Origin of the sequence: Octadecabacter antarcticus 307, from assembly GCF_000155675.2 — a bacterium.
Lineage (GTDB): Bacteria > Pseudomonadota > Alphaproteobacteria > Rhodobacterales > Rhodobacteraceae > Octadecabacter > Octadecabacter antarcticus.
On the sequence record NC_020911.1, the window covers coordinates 725,160 to 740,586 of the forward strand.

Sequence of the window (15,427 nt, forward strand, 5' to 3'; positions counted from 1 at the left end):
CTTAGCGCTAGCGCATGTCGTACTCCGCCGCGTTGTATTCGCAGACGTATGGGCGTCAGGGAGGACATCGTATGATACCAGCAGCATTTGAATATTACCGACCATCAGACATCGCAGGCGCGTTATCTGTATTGGCAGAACACGGCGATGATGCGCGTGTGCTGGCGGGCGGACACAGCCTAATCCCGATGATGAAGTTACGCATGGCGGATGTGCCCCACTTAATCGACTTGCAGGATATTGCAGGCCTCAAGGGTACCACGATTGACGGAGGGACCATCACCATAGGTGCAATGACCACGCAGCACGAACTCATCAATGATGACGCGCTGTTTGCGGCCTGTCCGATCATCCGTGAAGCAGCGCTTCAAATTGCTGACCCGCAGGTCCGTTACATGGGAACAATCGGTGGGAACGTCGCCAATGGAGATCCAGGCAATGACATGCCCGGTCTGATGCAATGTCTGGATGCTAGTTTTGTGCTTGTGGGCGCTGACCGCACCCGCACCGTTAAGGCCCGCAGCTTTTACGAGGCCGCATACGTGACTGAGCGGGACGACGAGGAAATTCTAACCCACATAACTTTTGCAGCTTCTGATGCGGGCTTCGCTTACGAAAAGCAAAAACGCAAAATTGGTGACTACGCCACCGCTGCAAGCGCGGTACTCATCACGAAAACGGCGGGTAAGGTTTCCACCGCATCAATTGCGATGACGAACCTCAGCGATGTGCCTGTCCTGTCAGAAGCCGCCGCTGCTGCACTGGTGGGTACCACATGTGACGCCGCTGCCGTTAAAGTCGCTGTTGCGGCTGCTTTAGAAGACATTGACCCCACCGAAGACAACCGCGGCCCAGTTGCATTCAAAATGCACCTCGCTGGAATCATCATTTCACGCGCAATCGCGCGCGCTTGGTCACGGGCATAAGGGAGAACATTATGACAAAACAAATCGTATCGATGACAGTCAACGGCGAGAAGAAAGAAGTCCTCGCTGAACCTCGCGAGCTGCTGATTTATGTGCTGCGTGAAAAGATGGGCATGAAGGGCCCGCACGTGGGCTGCGAAACATCCCATTGTGGCGCTTGTACTGTCGAGATTGACGGCAAGTCCGTTAAGTCATGCACCATGTTTGCAGCACAGGCGCAGGGCGCTCAGATTACTACAATCGAAGGTCTTGGTAGCCCTGACAATCTGCATGTTCTTCAGGAAAATTTTAAAGAACACCACGGTTTGCAGTGCGGTTATTGTACCCCCGGCATGATCACTCGCGCGCACCGTTTGCTGATCGAGAACCCTAATCCGACCGAAGAAGACATTCGCTTTGGCATCGCTGGCAATATCTGCCGCTGCACTGGTTATCAGAACATCGTAAAATCCATTTTGTCGGCAGCTGCTGAGATAAATGCTGCCAAGGAGGCCGCCCAATGAAGGATGAAGTCACACGCGACGAAAGAGTCTCGAACCTCAAGGGTCTGGGCTGTTCACGCAAACGCGTAGAAGACGCCCGCTTCACCCAAGGTAAGGGTAACTACATTGATGATATGAACTTGCCTGGGACTCTGACAGGTGACTTCGTCCGCTCACCCTACGCACATGCTCGGATCAAGTCGATCAATATTGACGCTGCTATGGCGCTTGACGGTGTCGTTGCCGTTTTGACAGCCAAAGACCTTGAGCCGCTGGGACTCCATTGGATGCCGACGCTGGCAGGTGACAAGCAAATGGTTTTGGCGGACGGCAAGGTGCTGTTCCAAGGCCAAGAAGTCGCTTTTGTTGTCGCCAGCGACCGCTACATCGCATCAGACGCTGTTGAACTGGTCGAAGTCGAATACGAAGAACTGCCTGTCATTGTCGACCCGTTCAAATCCATGCAGTCAGATGTCGTCTTGCGCGAAGATCTTGACCCCAAGGCGCCTGGCGCACACGGCCCGCGCAAGCACCACAACCACATCTTCACATGGGAAGTTGGCGACGAAGAAGGCACCAATGCGGTGATCGACGACGCCGACATCGTGGCCGAAGAATCCATGTATTATCACCGCACCCATCCGTGCCCACTCGAGCCATGTGGCTGCGTGGCGAGCATGGATAAGGTGAACGGCAAACTGACACTTTGGGGTACATTCCAAGCCCCGCATGTGGTGCGCACTGTTGCATCACTACTGTCTGGCATCGAAGAGCATAACATCCGCGTTGTGTCCCCGGACATCGGCGGCGGTTTCGGCAACAAGGTTGGCGTCTATCCCGGCTATATCTGTTCTATCGTTGCCTCCATCGTCACAGGCGTGCCTGTGAAATGGGTCGAGGACCGGATGGAAAACCTGATGTCCACCGCCTTTGCGCGCGATTATTGGATGAAAGGCAAAATTTCGGCCACCAAAGAAGGCAAGATTACTGGTTTGCATTGCCATGTAACGGCTGACCACGGTGCCTTTGATGCTTGCGCTGATCCGACAAAGTTTCCTGCTGGTTTCATGAACATCTGCACCGGATCTTATGACATCCCAATTGCCTATCTTGGCGTCGACGGCGTTTATACCAATAAAGCGCCAGGCGGTGTGTCCTATCGCTGTTCGTTCCGCGTGACCGAGGCTGTGTATTTTATTGAACGCATGATCGAAGTCCTCGCGATTGAGATGGACATGGATGCGGCAGAGTTGCGCCGGATCAACTTTATCAAGAAAGAGCAGTTCCCTTATAACTCAGCCCTTGGCTGGGAATATGATAGTGGCGATTACCACACCGCCTGGGACAAGGCGCTGAAAGCGGTCGACTATGATGGTCTACGCAAAGAGCAGGCTGAGCGTGTCGCAGCGTTTAAACGCGGCGAAACCCGCACAATTATGGGTATCGGTCTCAGCTTTTTTACCGAAATCGTTGGGGCTGGACCAGTTAAGAACTGCGACATTCTTGGGATGGGTATGTTCGATAGCTGCGAAATCCGTATTCACCCAACGGGGTCCGCCGTTGCACGCCTTGGTACTATTAGCCAAGGCCAAGGTCATGCCACGACCTTTGCGCAAATCCTTGCGTCCGAAATTGGCATTTCTGCGGAATCGATCACGATTGAAGAAGGCGACACGGACACAGCCCCCTACGGTCTTGGAACATATGGTTCACGCTCTACGCCGGTTGCAGGTGCAGCAGCAGCAATGGCTGGGCGCAAAATTCGCGCCAAGGCCCAGATGATTGCGGCTTATCTGCTTGAGGTCCACGACGACGACGTCGAATTTGACGTTGACCGTTTTGTTATCAAGGGTGCGCCAGAGCGGTTCAAGACAATGGGTGAGATCGCTTATGCGGCCTACAACCAAGCTATCCCAGGCCTTGAACCGGGTCTTGAGGCAGTCAGCTATTATGATCCGCCCAACATGACCTATCCATTTGGCGCCTACGTCTGCGTCATGGATATCGACGTCGACACCGGTGTTCCAACGATCAATCGCTTCTATGCGCTTGATGATTGCGGCACACGGATCAACCCGATGGTCATTGAAGGTCAAATTCACGGCGGTCTAACCGAGGCTCTTGCCGTCGCCTTGGGTCAAGAAATTGCCTACGATGACATGGGTAACCACAAGAACGCTACGCTGATGGACTTCTTCCTGCCAACCGCTTGGGAGGTGCCAAACTATGAGACGGACTTTACCGTTACTCCATCTCCGCACCATCCCATCGGTGCAAAAGGTGTTGGCGAAAGCCCGCATGTGGGCGGTGTGCCGTGCTTCTCGAATGCGGTGCAGGACGCGTTCCGTCCGTTTGGCAACCGTCACACCAATATGCCCCACGATCATTGGCGTATTTGGAAGACAGCCAACGATCTTGGCATGCATGACTAAAGAAAGGGTGGGGCACTATTACGTGTCCCACACACGCTCATGACAAGTTGGACAAATCTTCAAACAGCGCTGGCTACAACGGGCTATATTGCCAGTGATGATCTGGCGACTGCGCTTCATATTGCCATCACGCTTGGGCGTCCGCTTCTTTTGGAGGGGGCTGCGGGTGTTGGTAAAACTGAAGTCGCTCGTGCTTTGGCGAAAGTACACGATACACAGTTAATCCGTTTGCAATGCTACGAGGGGTTGGATGCGTCACAGGCGATCTATGAATGGAATTATCAGCGACAATTGTTGTCAATCCGCGCTGCTTCAGAAGCTGGTGAAACTGGGTCGGCCGTAGAAGCGCGGATTTTTTCAGAAGACTACCTTCTTGAACGTCCGCTACTTAAAGCGATCCGACAAGACATCCCACCTGTTCTTTTGATCGACGAAATTGATCGCGCTGATGAAGAATTTGAGGCTTATCTGCTGGAAGTTCTATCTGAGTTTCAGATAACGGTCCCTGAGCTGGGCACAATCACTGCGACCACTCGGCCCTTAGTCATCTTGACCGCCAATGGAACACGCGATCTGTCGGACGCGCTGCGCAGACGGTGCATTTATGCGCATGTTGACTATCCTGATCGGCAAACGGAATTGGCGATATTGGCGTCTCGCTGTCCAGAAATTGAAGCGCACCTCAGTGCTCAAATCGTTGGTTTTGTGCAGAAACTGCGCGCAGAAGAGCTGGAAAAGGTTCCTGGAATCGCTGAAATGCTGGATTTTGCGGCTGCACTTGCTGGGCTGGGGATCAAAGACTTGACGACAAACCCTGTTGTTCTTCACGCGGCGCTCGCAACGCTTTTGAAAACTCAAAGTGATCGCGCAGCTGTCCCAACCGAGGTCGCAGCAAGGATTGCAGGGAAAGCAGCATGAGCAAGGTCACACGGTTTGCGGCTGCAGATCCTGGTCCAACGGCGCGCGTGTCCGGGTTCATGGCGCATCTGCGCGAGCATGGTTTTCGACTTGGGGTCGCAGAGACTGCAACGGCACTGCAAGCTCTGTCTTGCGTGAACCCTGCCGTGCCATCCGATGCCCGTCTTGCCCTGAAATCTGTTTGCGCTGGATCGGTTGAAGACATTGCGCAATTTGATCTATTGTTTGATGCGTTTTGGATGAACGAGGGCCGTGTACGTCACAAAGTCATGTCTACAGAACAGGTCAAATCAAAAGAAAACAGCACAAACTCGCGTACAGACGAAACCCAAAGCTGTACCGGCAAAGGATCAATTCACGCGCCAAAGGATGGTGATGACGGTGACGACACCTTTGCGGAGGGAACAGGCAAACTTGTGGCCTCTCAGGCCAACAATCTGATGAAAAAAGACCTTCGTGAATTGGTGTCGGCTGAGGATATCCGCGCGGCTGAACTGATCGCGATCCGACTTGGTAAAGCACTACGTGATCGTAGATCGCGCAGACGAAAAGCTGCAAAGCGAGGTGTTTCAATTGATCTGCGTCGAACGATGCGCAACAGCCTGTCGACTGGTGGTGAGCCCTTGCGCCTTGCTAAACGCATACGGCCTGACAGGCCCCTAAAGATCGTTGCCTTGTGTGACGTGTCTGGATCTATGATGAATTATGCCCGCCCGTTCTTGGCGTTTCTTGCGGGCCTGATGCGCGCGGATAGTGCCAGCGACGCCTACATGTTCCATACGCGATTGGTTCGGATCACGAATGCACTCCGCGATGACGATCCATTACGCGCGCTTAATCGGATAACATTATTGGCCGATGGGTTTGGCGGTGGGTCCAAGATCGGGGCAAATCTACGGCAGTTTACGAACGGTTATGCTCGCAATTTTGTCGATGGACGAAGCGTCGTGATCATCCTCTCGGATGGCTATGACAGCGATAGCTCTGAGGTGATGGGAGTTGCATTGGCGAAGCTAAGGCGCCGCGGATGCAAGATCGTCTGGTTGAACCCGCTCAAAGGCTGGAAGGGATACGAACCTGTGGCGCAGGGCATGGCGGCGGCCTTGCCGTATCTTGATGCCTTTGCTCCTGCAGCGACGTTGAACGATTTGGCAAACTTAGATTCCACGCTGGCGCGACTATGACGCTGTCACACTCAGATCATGCACTGTTAGAAACCGAGATGCAGGTGCTCAAAGCCAAAGGCGTGCCCTTTGCCATGGCCACGGTTGTTCGCACTGTCGATGCGACGTCCGCCAAACCGGGCAGCAAAGCATTACTTGATCAGGACGGTAAAATTCTGATGGGGTGGGTTGGGGGCGGATGCGCGCGTGGGGCCGTCGGCAAGGCCGCGTGTGATGCGATCCAAACTGGTGAACCACAATTTATTTCGCTGCGCCCCCAAGAGTTGCTGGAAACCGAAGGTTTGATCGCGGGAGACGTCCGCGATGGCGTACGGTTCCGTCGTAATGGCTGTCCGTCAAAAGGCACGATGGATGTGTTCGTTGAGCCAGTTCTGCCGTTACCTGAAATGGTGGTGTGCGGGACCGGTTTGGTGGCGATGGCCCTTGCGGATCTTGCGTCTCGATTTGATTATAAGGTCACGGTCCATGCGGCGGAAAATGTTGAAACCGACGCGGATGTTACGCGCGGTTTTGACTTTGCATCCCAAGATTTCATTGTCGTCGCGACCCAAGGTCAAGGCGACAAGAATGCACTGCAGGCCGCAGTTTCTAGTAATTGTGGCCATGTTAGCTTTGTTGGCAGCGTTAGGAAATTTGCAACTATCGCAGCCAAACTGATCGCGGAAAACCCTGATCTTCAACCCATGCTTGCAAAGGTTTGTGCCCCTGCAGGCCTGAATATTAATGCAATCACGCCGGATGAGATTGCACTGTCTATTCTTGCTGAGATCACACAGTTTCGGCGCGCAAATTTAACTGATCGAAACCCACATGATACGTGACACAGCCGCAATTGTTTTAGCAGCAGGGCTTTCGCGACGCATGGGCGAGGTGAATAAACTGCTGCTTTGTGTCGGCGACGACATTTTGCTTCGCCATGTCGTAAACGCTTGCGCAGCGGTTAGCGATCAGCCTGTGACTGTAGTTGTCGGGTACCAAGAAGATGCAGTCAAAAATGCGCTGAGCGATTCAAACGTGATCTTTGTCCAAAACAACCGTTTTGAAGAAGGCCAAATGACATCTGTGGATGCGGGATTGCGGGGTGCGCCTGCAGCGTCGACATATCTTATGGCGCTTGGCGACCAACCAAAGATTACCGCTGATTGCTTAAGCGAGCTTCTTGACGCGCATCATGCAGGGGCGGGTGGGCGCATCACTGTACCGGTGGTGGGCGGGATGCGCGGAAATCCAATTGTAATTCCGGCGGCTCAACGCGCACGGATGTTAGCTGACCCGATCAATTTGGGCTGCCGTAAACTGACGCAAAACTCCCCCGAGCATGTGCATGAATTTACCACATCCAATAGCAGTTTTGTTGACGATATCGACACGCCCGCAGAACTTGCTTTGGCACGATTTCAACTACAGCCACAAAGGACACAGACAAATGAAACGCCTTAGGAACGCAATACAAAAAATCTGCAACCGCTTCTTTCCTGCCATGACAAAAGAACAGGCCGAGCTGTTGGCTTCGGTCAAATTCCCTTGCTGTTGAAATAGGACTAAACCATGGAACTTAAAGACGAAATCATCATCAATGCCCCGCAATACGTCGTATATGCTGCATTAAATGACCCGGAAATTCTGAAGCAATGTATCCCTGGCTGTGAGGAATTGATTAAACATTCGGATACAGAACTGGAGGCAAAAGTTGTTCTTAAAATCGGTCCGGTCAAAGCTAAGTTTAGTGGTAGTGTCACACTCAGTCCTGACGCTCCGCCAGAGCGTTTTTCGCTGACAGGCACAGGTAATGGTGGCGCTGCTGGGTTTGCCAGAGGTGGAGCCGAGGTTGAACTTGAAGCACACCCTGAAGGCACGCTGCTGCGTTACAATGCCAAGGCTGACATCGGTGGAAAGCTGGCGCAATTGGGCGGTCGGCTTATTCAAAGTACGGCAAAGAAATTGGCGGCGAAGTTCTTTAAGAGCTTTGCAGATGTTGTCGGTGAACATGAGGTCACCTGAGTGTAGCATCGACTACGCCGAGCATGCGCTGGACATCCTTGAAGCCACAGTTGCGTTGATCAAAGATGGTCAGCGCTGCGCACTTGTGGCCAGTCTTGCGGTTGAAGGCGGGGCCGCGCGCGAAGTTGGTTCTTTGGCGGTCGTGGTGCAAAACGGATCAATGATTGGGTATTTGTCGAACGGCTGTATCGATCGTGACATTGTCCTTCATGGCCTGGATGCCATCGAGACCAGACAGACAAAGCATATTCGATATGGGGCAGGATCACCGTTTATGGACCTGAGCCTGCCTTGCGGTGGTGCGCTTGATCTTGTCATCGACCCTTCACCGGACCTGAAGACATTGATTGGTGCACTTGATGCACTACGTGAGCGCAAACCGGCTACAATATCCTTTTGCCCAGGTAAGGGACTGATAGCTAGTAACGGTGGACCCAAGCGTTTCTGTTATGCCCCGAAGCCGGCATTGGTTCTTGCTGGCCGTGGCGCAATATTGCGCACGACCGTCGACCTCGCCGCCAAAATGGATTTCGAACTGCACGTCGCCTCCCCTGACGCTGCTGATATGGATAGCCTTTCTGCGCTGAACCCCAAAAGCATGCATCGCATGACGACACCGGCCATATCGTTGGACTTACCGATTGATGCGCACACAGCGGTTTTGCTGCTTTTCCACGATCACGAGTGGGAGCAAGCCTTGCTTATGCGCGCAGCAAAGATGGGTCCTTTCTTTCTTGGGGCGTTGGGCAGCAGAAAAACCCATGGAATTCGACTGCAGAACCTCCAAGACAGTGGCTTAGAGCCTGAATTATGTAAGACAATCCGAGGGCCGATTGGCCTTGTTCCATCTCTTCGCAGTGCATCTTTAATCGCGGTATCAGCACTAGCCGAGGTCACTTCAAATATGCCTGCTTCACAGGTTGCTTTTATCTAGAAAACGGGTCTCTGGAAGTCAGAGGTGATCGTGGGAATTCGGATCCGTAGTTAAGGTGGATTAACTTGTGAGAGAGATGATTCAAAATGACGAAACTAGAGAACCATTCGTCCCACTGCCCGGCAGTTGTTTTCTTGCAAACGATGAGAGGGGGATTTCAAGGCCAAGATTGCGCTTGAAGCGATCCGCGAAGAAATGACAATGGCGGAGGTATCGAAGAAGTATGGCGTTCAGGGGGCTTTGTTGCACAAATCGGCCTGAGGTTGGGCTTCCCCTTACCGCAGACGGATTTGGCCTACAGCCTCTGTTCGAGGCATGCTAAGTGCGGTGAAGCCGTTTAGGATGGCTGCACGGATTTAGATTTCCGCAAACTGCCGGTCGAAATCACGGGCCGAGAGGCGCTGACCGAGCAATTTCACACAGTGCATTCACTGCCCGGCAGGGATGAACTTCGTCCCTGTTCCCGGACATTGGGGTACTTCGTCTCTGTCCGTGAAAGGGGCACCAAATGGGACAACAGCGGCGTAAGTACACAGACGATTATAAGGCCGGGGCAGTTGAGCGACTGTACGAGCCTGGGGCGACGCAAGGCAGCGTTGCCAAGAAAATAAGCGTGTTTGCTTGCGGCACATTGAAGAGCAGATCTCTGTGCCACTTGACGCTCTCATTAGTGCGGCACTCTCTGCAGAAGTCTTAACTACACGTGGCCCTCAAAATATGGCTCAGAGGATGATGGTGGAATGGTTGGCAGGCTGCTGGGAGGTATGCTTCAGCGAGCCGGCGACAACTGACAAGGCGCGGGGTCGGCAGGATGATCCGTTTTTGGCACTTTGCCAAAAAATATCGGGCATAGCGCACGGTAGGCTTCAGCTAAAAGGTGGAAGCCTTGGTAGCCTAAATCTCTCAGGCGTAGTTGACGATGTTCTCAAGGCGCGGCGTTCTCAAATCACATAAACACCGCGGGAGAAGTAATCAGAGAAAAGCTGCCTTTGGCGACAAGGCCACCATTAGCCTTTTGCAGTTGCCCGTTGAATCTGACGCGCAGCTGGGGCTACCATCTTGGTTATTTTTACCATTATCGATCTCCTTTTGTTGGTCGGACAGGAGATGGTCCCCACCAACCATGACGGAAAGAGAACAGGTTGGTGAGGCACATTCCACCTTTGTTAGAGCGCTAATTTAACATGTATCTATGGAAATACACGCCTCGATTTCAGGTGGACTCCGCTAGCCCGAGCATGGGTTCCGCCAATGATCTCGCTTCAACAATGTGACGTGGGCTTTCTTCCAATCTCATACCGTTCACCTCAATCAGATAGCTTCCCTTTGCATGGCCATGTGGTTCCAAACGAATGACCAAAGCACAGATAGCACCGTCACGACGAAAGTAGCGAGGGTCACCCTGGTTGCCCGATGACCATCCATACCTTGGGAACGGAAATGGCCTGATCTCTTTCAGTCCATCAGGAACAAAATCCACAAACGATCATACTTATTTTTTCAAATCTTTTCTCTTGACGGATTGTGATCGGGTATGATTGATTATGTTCATACTTGACTGCTATTGCGCGGTTGGTGTTTTTTGCGGTTGTTTGTTGGGGGGGGATATGTCGGAGAACTTTGATCTGGCCGCTGTAAGGCGACGCAAAATTGTTGACCTTGTCCGCGTGCGGGGGGCCATGGGTATTCGCGATTTGGGCGTTCAATTCAGCGTGTCAGAGGCGACAGTCCGACGTGATCTAAAGGCTTTGGATGATGAGGGCATTGTTGTGCGCACGCACGGTGGTGTTTTAATGAATTCCAACGTCAGGGTTGATTTGCCAAACGAAGAACGCAAGGCCGTCGGTGCAGCAGAAAAGCGTCGGATTGGCCAGGCCGCGATTGAAATGCTGTCTGATGACGAGGTGGTGTTTCTGGATGCAGGCACGACAGCTCACGCAGTGGCCGCCTATGCCCACCAGAAATCGCGCTGTACCTACGTCACTACTTCTTTGGGGGTGGCGAACCAATTACAGGCACAGGGTATTGTCAATTTCTACATGATTGGCGGCTCCTACGAGCCGGTGAACGATTCATTTGCTGGGACATTGGCAGTGTCCGCTTTGCGTTCCCTTTCGTTCGACATCGCCTTTTTGTGTTGTTCGGCAGTGGATGTGGGCAAACGTTCGATTAGCGTTGCGAGCGAGGTGTATGCGCAGGTGCAAAAAGAAGTCATTCTGAACACCCGTCGCCGGTTTGTGATTGCGGATGCGAGTAAGTTCAAACCCAACGCCTTCATGCGCACGTCACAATTTGATCAGATAACTGGCATTATTACGAACCGCGAACTTGATGAAGGCACGATTGCCAAAATCAGAGACGCCGATTTGGAGCTCGTATTAGTATGACACAAGCAGGTGTATCGCTCGATGTACAGAACTTGCGCAAAAGCTGGGGTAAGACCGATGTTTTGATGGGCGTTAATTTCAACATCGAGCCTGGTGGTTTTTTGACACTTCTGGGCCCTTCAGGATGTGGCAAAAGTACGGCCCTCCGTCTGATTTCAGGGCTGGATGAAGTCAGTGATGGCAAGATTTTGATCGAGGGAAACGATGTCACCCAACGCCCTGCCGACCAGCGCAATATCGGAATGGTGTTTCAAAATTATGCCCTGTTTCCGCATATGACTGTCGGTGAAAACATCGCCTATGGTTTGAAAGTGCGCAGAGTGGCAAAGGCGGCGCGCATTGCATCCGTCGCGCGGGTGGCTGAATTGATGGCACTCGGACCGCTTTTAGACCGTAAGCCTGCGCAGCTTTCTGGGGGGCAACAACAACGCGTCGCTCTGGCGCGGGTTTTGGTTTCTGAACGCCCGTTAGTTTTGATGGATGAACCGCTGTCGAACTTGGATGCAAAACTTCGGGTAGAAATCCGGAGTGAAATCAGAGCGCTGAATAAGAAATTGGGCATTACAATCGTGTATGTGACGCACGACCAAAGCGAAGCGTTGTCGATGTCGGACACCGTGGTTTTGATGAATGAGGGGCGGGCCGAACAGATTGGTACGCCTAAACAGCTATATGATGCACCAGCTACGATTTTTGCCGCCAGATTTATTGGAACGCCGCCGATGAACCTGTTGCCCGCGTCTGACGTAACGGTGCATGACGAAATGCGCGCAGATGCGGATATGTCAGATTTGCTGATTGGGGTGCGGCCGGAAAGCCTGACCTTTCCTGAGCAAACTATGGAACTAGCGGCGAACTGCAACGTCACCAGTGTTGAATATGAGGGTAGCGTATTTCTTGTGCATCTGATGTCGCCATCAGGGTCGCCCTTCATCTTGTCTTATGCAGGTGCAGATGTGCCAGAGCAGGGCGATGCAATTACCGTGGGCTGGACCCGCGCGGCAACGCATCTGTTTTCAAAAACGACCGGGCAGCGGATTCCATCTGCCCCATAAATAACGGCTTAAAAATGCCGTCCACTCAATCCAAGGAGGAAAACGAACCATGACTTTTAAGAAGAACCAAGTTATTCCATTTGGCGCAGCTGCTTTAATGGGAGTAAGCGCCACCGCGCTGAGTGCCGCAGATCTTGAATTCTATTTCCCGGTCGGGGTGAACGCCCCCGCAGTTGCGACAATTCAGGAATTGACTGATGAATGGGCGGCGATGAACCCGCAACATACTGTCACGGCGATTTATGCCGGCAATTATGAAGAAACGACAACAAAGGCACTGACCGCCGCCAACGCAGGCAATCCGCCACAGGTGGCTGTGTTGTTGTCGATTGATCTGTTCACTCTGATCGAAGAAGACGTTATTGTTCCCATTTCTGATATTGCGACGTCCGACGCAGATCAAGAGTGGATCGCCGGTTTTTATCCAGCCTTCATGAAAGATTCGCAGTTCGAAGGAAAGACATATGCCATTCCGTTTCAGCGTTCGACGCCTGTGTTTTATTACAACAAAGACGCTTTTCGCGCGGCAGGCCTAGATCCGGAATCGCCACCCACCACTTGGGAGGACATGATCGAAGTTGGCAAAGCGCTGACCCTCAGAGACGACAATGGAAATGTTACACAATGGGGAACGCGCATCCCAACACTGGGTCTTGGCGGCGCATGGCTGTTTGGCGGTTTGGTTGTGTCAATGGATGACGTATTGACCACGGAAACAGGGATCGAGGCTCGCATGGACACCCCGGCAACGGTGGCGTCTCTGGAATTCTTGCTCGAGCTTGCCAATGAGGGCGTGATGGCGCCGGGTGGTATCAGCTGGGGTGACACGCCCAAAGCTTTCCTTGAAGGGCAGGCCGCATCGATTTGGACATCCACTGGTAACTTGGCATTTATTGAGGAAAATGCAGAGTTTGATTGGGGTGTCGGCTTTTTGCCCGGGGGCAACGGGCCGGGTGCGCCCATCGGTGGTGGTAACTTCTATATCTTCCAAGACACCACTGATGAAGAACGCGAGGCTGCTTTGGATTTCATTAGATTCATGTCTTCGCCTGCAAGCGCGGCAAAGTGGAGCATCGCCACGGGATATGTTGCACCGCGCCCAGACACTTGGGAAACGCCCGAGATGAGAGCCTATGTCGAACGTCTGCCACAGGCATTGGTCGCGCTTGAGCAGCTGCCCTTTGCAGAGCGTGAGTTTGCTACGTTCCAGCGCGCCAAGGTCACCCAATATCTTGTGGATGCCATTGAAAGCGTAGTGACGGGTAATGCTGAACCCGCTGAGGCGCTGCAAAAGGCGCAAGAGGGCGCGGACAGCGTGCTTGGTGAATATAACTAGGCGATAATAACGGGATGCCCCGCGTAGGACATGCGCGGGGCAAGCCTAACCATCCAGCACCAAGGTGAAGACACATGAACAAAAGAATGACCACAGGGCCGGCCATCATCATGCTGGTCATCCCTTGCGCCATTTTGGTGGCTTTTACCCATTATCCAGCCGTCATGGCGCTGATCAATTCGTTCTGGAATAATGCCAGTTCGCGCCGCCCTTTGCGGTTTGTAGGCACCGAAAATTATCAGGCGATGTTGGCAGATGATCGTCTGGTACAGGTGTTGGTGAACAGCACGATCTACGCACTTGGTACTGTGCCGCTGGCTATCGGACTGGCCATCGGAATGGCGCTTTTGGTGAATTCGCGCCTGCCGGGTACCGCTTTTATGCGACTATCTTTCTTTTTGCCAACGATGCTGCCAATGATCGCGGTCGCCAATATCTGGTTGTTTTTCTATGCGCCGGGTATCGGTCTGGCCTCTCAGATTTTGGGCATCTTTGGACTGCCACCTATCAATTTTCTGGGGCAGACAGAAACCGCGCTTGGGTCAATGATGTTCGTTGCGATCTGGAAAGAGGCGGGGCTGTTTATGATTTTCTACCTCGCTGCGCTGCAATCGGTGCCAACCAATTTAAAAGATGCGGCTAAATTAGAGGGTGCGGGACGGGTACGGGTATTTATCGATGTGGTGCTCCCCCTGTTGCGTCCAACAACCATTTTTGTCGCGGTTAACGCGCTGATCAACGCGTTCCGGCTGGTGGATCACGTGGTGGTCATGACCGAGGGTGGCCCCAACAACTCAAGCGCATTGCTCCTCTATTACATTTATGAGGTCACATTCCGCCAACGTGATTTTGCCTATGGAGCCACGCTTACCGTGCTGATGGTCGTGCTGCTGGGTATCCTTGCCATAATCCAGTTTTGGGTGCTGAACCGAAAGGCACATTACCAATGAACCGAGGTCTAAACAAAATTCTGTTGGGCACGCTCACTTCTGTCTTCGCCGGTGTTTGGGCGCTGCCTTTTATGTACTCAGTCTGGACTGCGTTTCACGATGAACGCTACGCCTCAAACTTTCAGTGGGATGCAGCTTGGACCGTCGCCAATTTTATCGAGGCGTGGCACGCAGCGCCCTTTGCATTGTATTTCGTCAATACGCTAATATTAATCAGTATCGTTTTGGCAGCCAACTTGATCCTGTGCACCTTGGTGGCCTATGCCTTTGTGCGGTACAAATTCCGCTGGTCGGGTTTTTTGTTTGCTCTGATTATGGTGCAGCTTTTGATATCGCCAGAAATCCTGATCGTCGAAAATTATCTGATCCTTTCACGCCTCGGATTAATCGATACGATTATCGGTATCGCGCTACCTTATCTGACATCGGCGTTCGGCATTTTCCTGTTACGCCAAACCTTTTTGACAGTGCCTAAATCTCTGGATGAAGCGGCGCAGATGGAAGGTGCAAGTGCGTGGCAAATTTTGTGGAACATCTATGTTCCCTTGGCGTGGCCGGTCTATTTGGCTTATTCTCTGGTGTCGGTCAGCTTTCACTGGAACAATTTTCTATGGCCGCTGATTGTGACTAATTCACCCGAAGTGCGGCCCGTAACAGTGGGTCTGAGCGTATTTGCTACGGTGGACAGCGGCGTGGAATGGTCATTGGTAAATGCCGCCACTTTGATGACGACGGCACCGCTGATCATAGCCTTCATTATCTTTCAACGCCAATTCGTCGCCAATTTTATGCGCGCAGGAATCAAATAGTGAGGGACCAAGG

The 15,427-nt window shown here is 52.6% G+C and carries 15 protein-coding genes and 1 pseudogene; 15 read left to right on the forward strand and 1 reads right to left on the reverse strand.

Going from position 1 to position 15,427, the window contains the following annotated elements:
- Nucleotides 1–71: 71 nt before the first annotated feature.
- The 9 genes from OAN307_RS03785 (at nucleotide 72) to OAN307_RS03825 (ending at nucleotide 8,877) form a co-directional block, all read left to right on the forward strand.
- Complete coding sequence (locus tag OAN307_RS03785) at nucleotides 72–926, forward strand: FAD binding domain-containing protein (RefSeq protein WP_015498524.1); 855 nt, start codon at nucleotides 72–74, stop codon at nucleotides 924–926.
- Nucleotides 927–937: 11 nt separating this feature from the next.
- A complete protein-coding gene (locus OAN307_RS03790; RefSeq protein WP_015498525.1) occupies nucleotides 938–1,429 on the forward strand; it encodes a (2Fe-2S)-binding protein in 492 nt (163 codons plus the stop codon).
- Nucleotides 1,426–3,840, forward strand: a complete 2,415-nt coding sequence (locus tag OAN307_RS03795) for an aerobic carbon-monoxide dehydrogenase large subunit (RefSeq protein WP_015498526.1) — start codon at nucleotides 1,426–1,428, stop codon at nucleotides 3,838–3,840. The genes OAN307_RS03790 and OAN307_RS03795 overlap by 4 nt, the downstream gene beginning before the upstream one ends.
- Before the next feature lie 39 nt (nucleotides 3,841–3,879).
- The gene (locus tag OAN307_RS03800) at nucleotides 3,880–4,758 is read left to right on the forward strand and encodes an AAA family ATPase (RefSeq protein WP_015498527.1); all 879 of its coding nucleotides are present in this window, start codon (nucleotides 3,880–3,882) and stop codon (nucleotides 4,756–4,758) included.
- Nucleotides 4,755–5,942, forward strand: a complete 1,188-nt coding sequence (locus tag OAN307_RS03805) for a vWA domain-containing protein (RefSeq protein ID WP_015498528.1) — start codon at nucleotides 4,755–4,757, stop codon at nucleotides 5,940–5,942. The genes OAN307_RS03800 and OAN307_RS03805 overlap by 4 nt, the downstream gene beginning before the upstream one ends.
- Nucleotides 5,939–6,763, forward strand: coding sequence for an XdhC family protein (locus tag OAN307_RS03810; RefSeq protein ID WP_015498529.1), 825 nt, complete (start codon nucleotides 5,939–5,941; stop codon nucleotides 6,761–6,763). Before OAN307_RS03805 ends, OAN307_RS03810 begins: the two co-directional genes overlap by 4 nt.
- Nucleotides 6,753–7,382 (forward strand): nucleotidyltransferase family protein, encoded by a 630-nt coding sequence (locus OAN307_RS03815; RefSeq protein ID WP_015498530.1) that lies wholly within the window; start codon nucleotides 6,753–6,755, stop codon nucleotides 7,380–7,382. The genes OAN307_RS03810 and OAN307_RS03815 overlap by 11 nt, the downstream gene beginning before the upstream one ends.
- 108 nt (nucleotides 7,383–7,490) lie before the next feature.
- Nucleotides 7,491–7,943 carry an SRPBCC family protein gene (locus OAN307_RS03820; RefSeq protein ID WP_015498531.1) on the forward strand — a complete coding sequence of 151 codons (453 nt, stop codon included), beginning with the start codon at nucleotides 7,491–7,493 and terminating at the stop codon, nucleotides 7,941–7,943.
- Nucleotides 7,930–8,877 (forward strand): XdhC family protein, encoded by a 948-nt coding sequence (locus OAN307_RS03825; RefSeq protein WP_051067945.1) that lies wholly within the window; start codon nucleotides 7,930–7,932, stop codon nucleotides 8,875–8,877. The genes OAN307_RS03820 and OAN307_RS03825 overlap by 14 nt, the downstream gene beginning before the upstream one ends.
- A 275-nt stretch (nucleotides 8,878–9,152) precedes the next feature.
- Here the strand turns inward: OAN307_RS03825 and OAN307_RS27685 are convergent.
- A pseudogene (locus OAN307_RS27685) lies at nucleotides 9,153–9,305 on the reverse strand (IS5/IS1182 family transposase); the annotation flags it as partial.
- Between the two features lie 80 nt (nucleotides 9,306–9,385).
- Here OAN307_RS27685 and OAN307_RS31115 point away from each other — a divergent pair.
- The 6 genes from OAN307_RS31115 to OAN307_RS03860 all read left to right on the forward strand — a co-directional run bounded on the left by OAN307_RS31115 (nucleotide 9,386) and on the right by OAN307_RS03860 (nucleotide 15,414).
- Nucleotides 9,386–9,574, forward strand: a complete 189-nt coding sequence (locus OAN307_RS31115) for a transposase (RefSeq protein WP_408634929.1) — start codon at nucleotides 9,386–9,388, stop codon at nucleotides 9,572–9,574.
- A gap of 910 nt (nucleotides 9,575–10,484) precedes the next feature.
- Complete coding sequence (locus tag OAN307_RS03840) at nucleotides 10,485–11,264, forward strand: DeoR/GlpR family DNA-binding transcription regulator (RefSeq protein ID WP_144055495.1); 780 nt, start codon at nucleotides 10,485–10,487, stop codon at nucleotides 11,262–11,264.
- Entirely contained in the window at nucleotides 11,261–12,319 is a 1,059-nt protein-coding gene (locus tag OAN307_RS03845; RefSeq protein ID WP_015498534.1) for an ABC transporter ATP-binding protein, read from the forward strand. Before OAN307_RS03840 ends, OAN307_RS03845 begins: the two co-directional genes overlap by 4 nt.
- Nucleotides 12,320–12,368: 49 nt before the next feature.
- On the forward strand, nucleotides 12,369–13,655 hold the full coding sequence (locus tag OAN307_RS03850; RefSeq protein WP_015498535.1) for an ABC transporter substrate-binding protein: 1,287 nt from the start codon (nucleotides 12,369–12,371) through the stop codon (nucleotides 13,653–13,655).
- Between the two features lie 74 nt (nucleotides 13,656–13,729).
- A complete protein-coding gene (locus OAN307_RS03855) occupies nucleotides 13,730–14,605 on the forward strand; it encodes a carbohydrate ABC transporter permease (protein WP_015498536.1) in 876 nt (291 codons plus the stop codon).
- On the forward strand, nucleotides 14,602–15,414 hold the full coding sequence (locus tag OAN307_RS03860; RefSeq protein WP_015498537.1) for a carbohydrate ABC transporter permease: 813 nt from the start codon (nucleotides 14,602–14,604) through the stop codon (nucleotides 15,412–15,414). Before OAN307_RS03855 ends, OAN307_RS03860 begins: the two co-directional genes overlap by 4 nt.
- Nucleotides 15,415–15,427 lie beyond the last annotated feature (13 nt).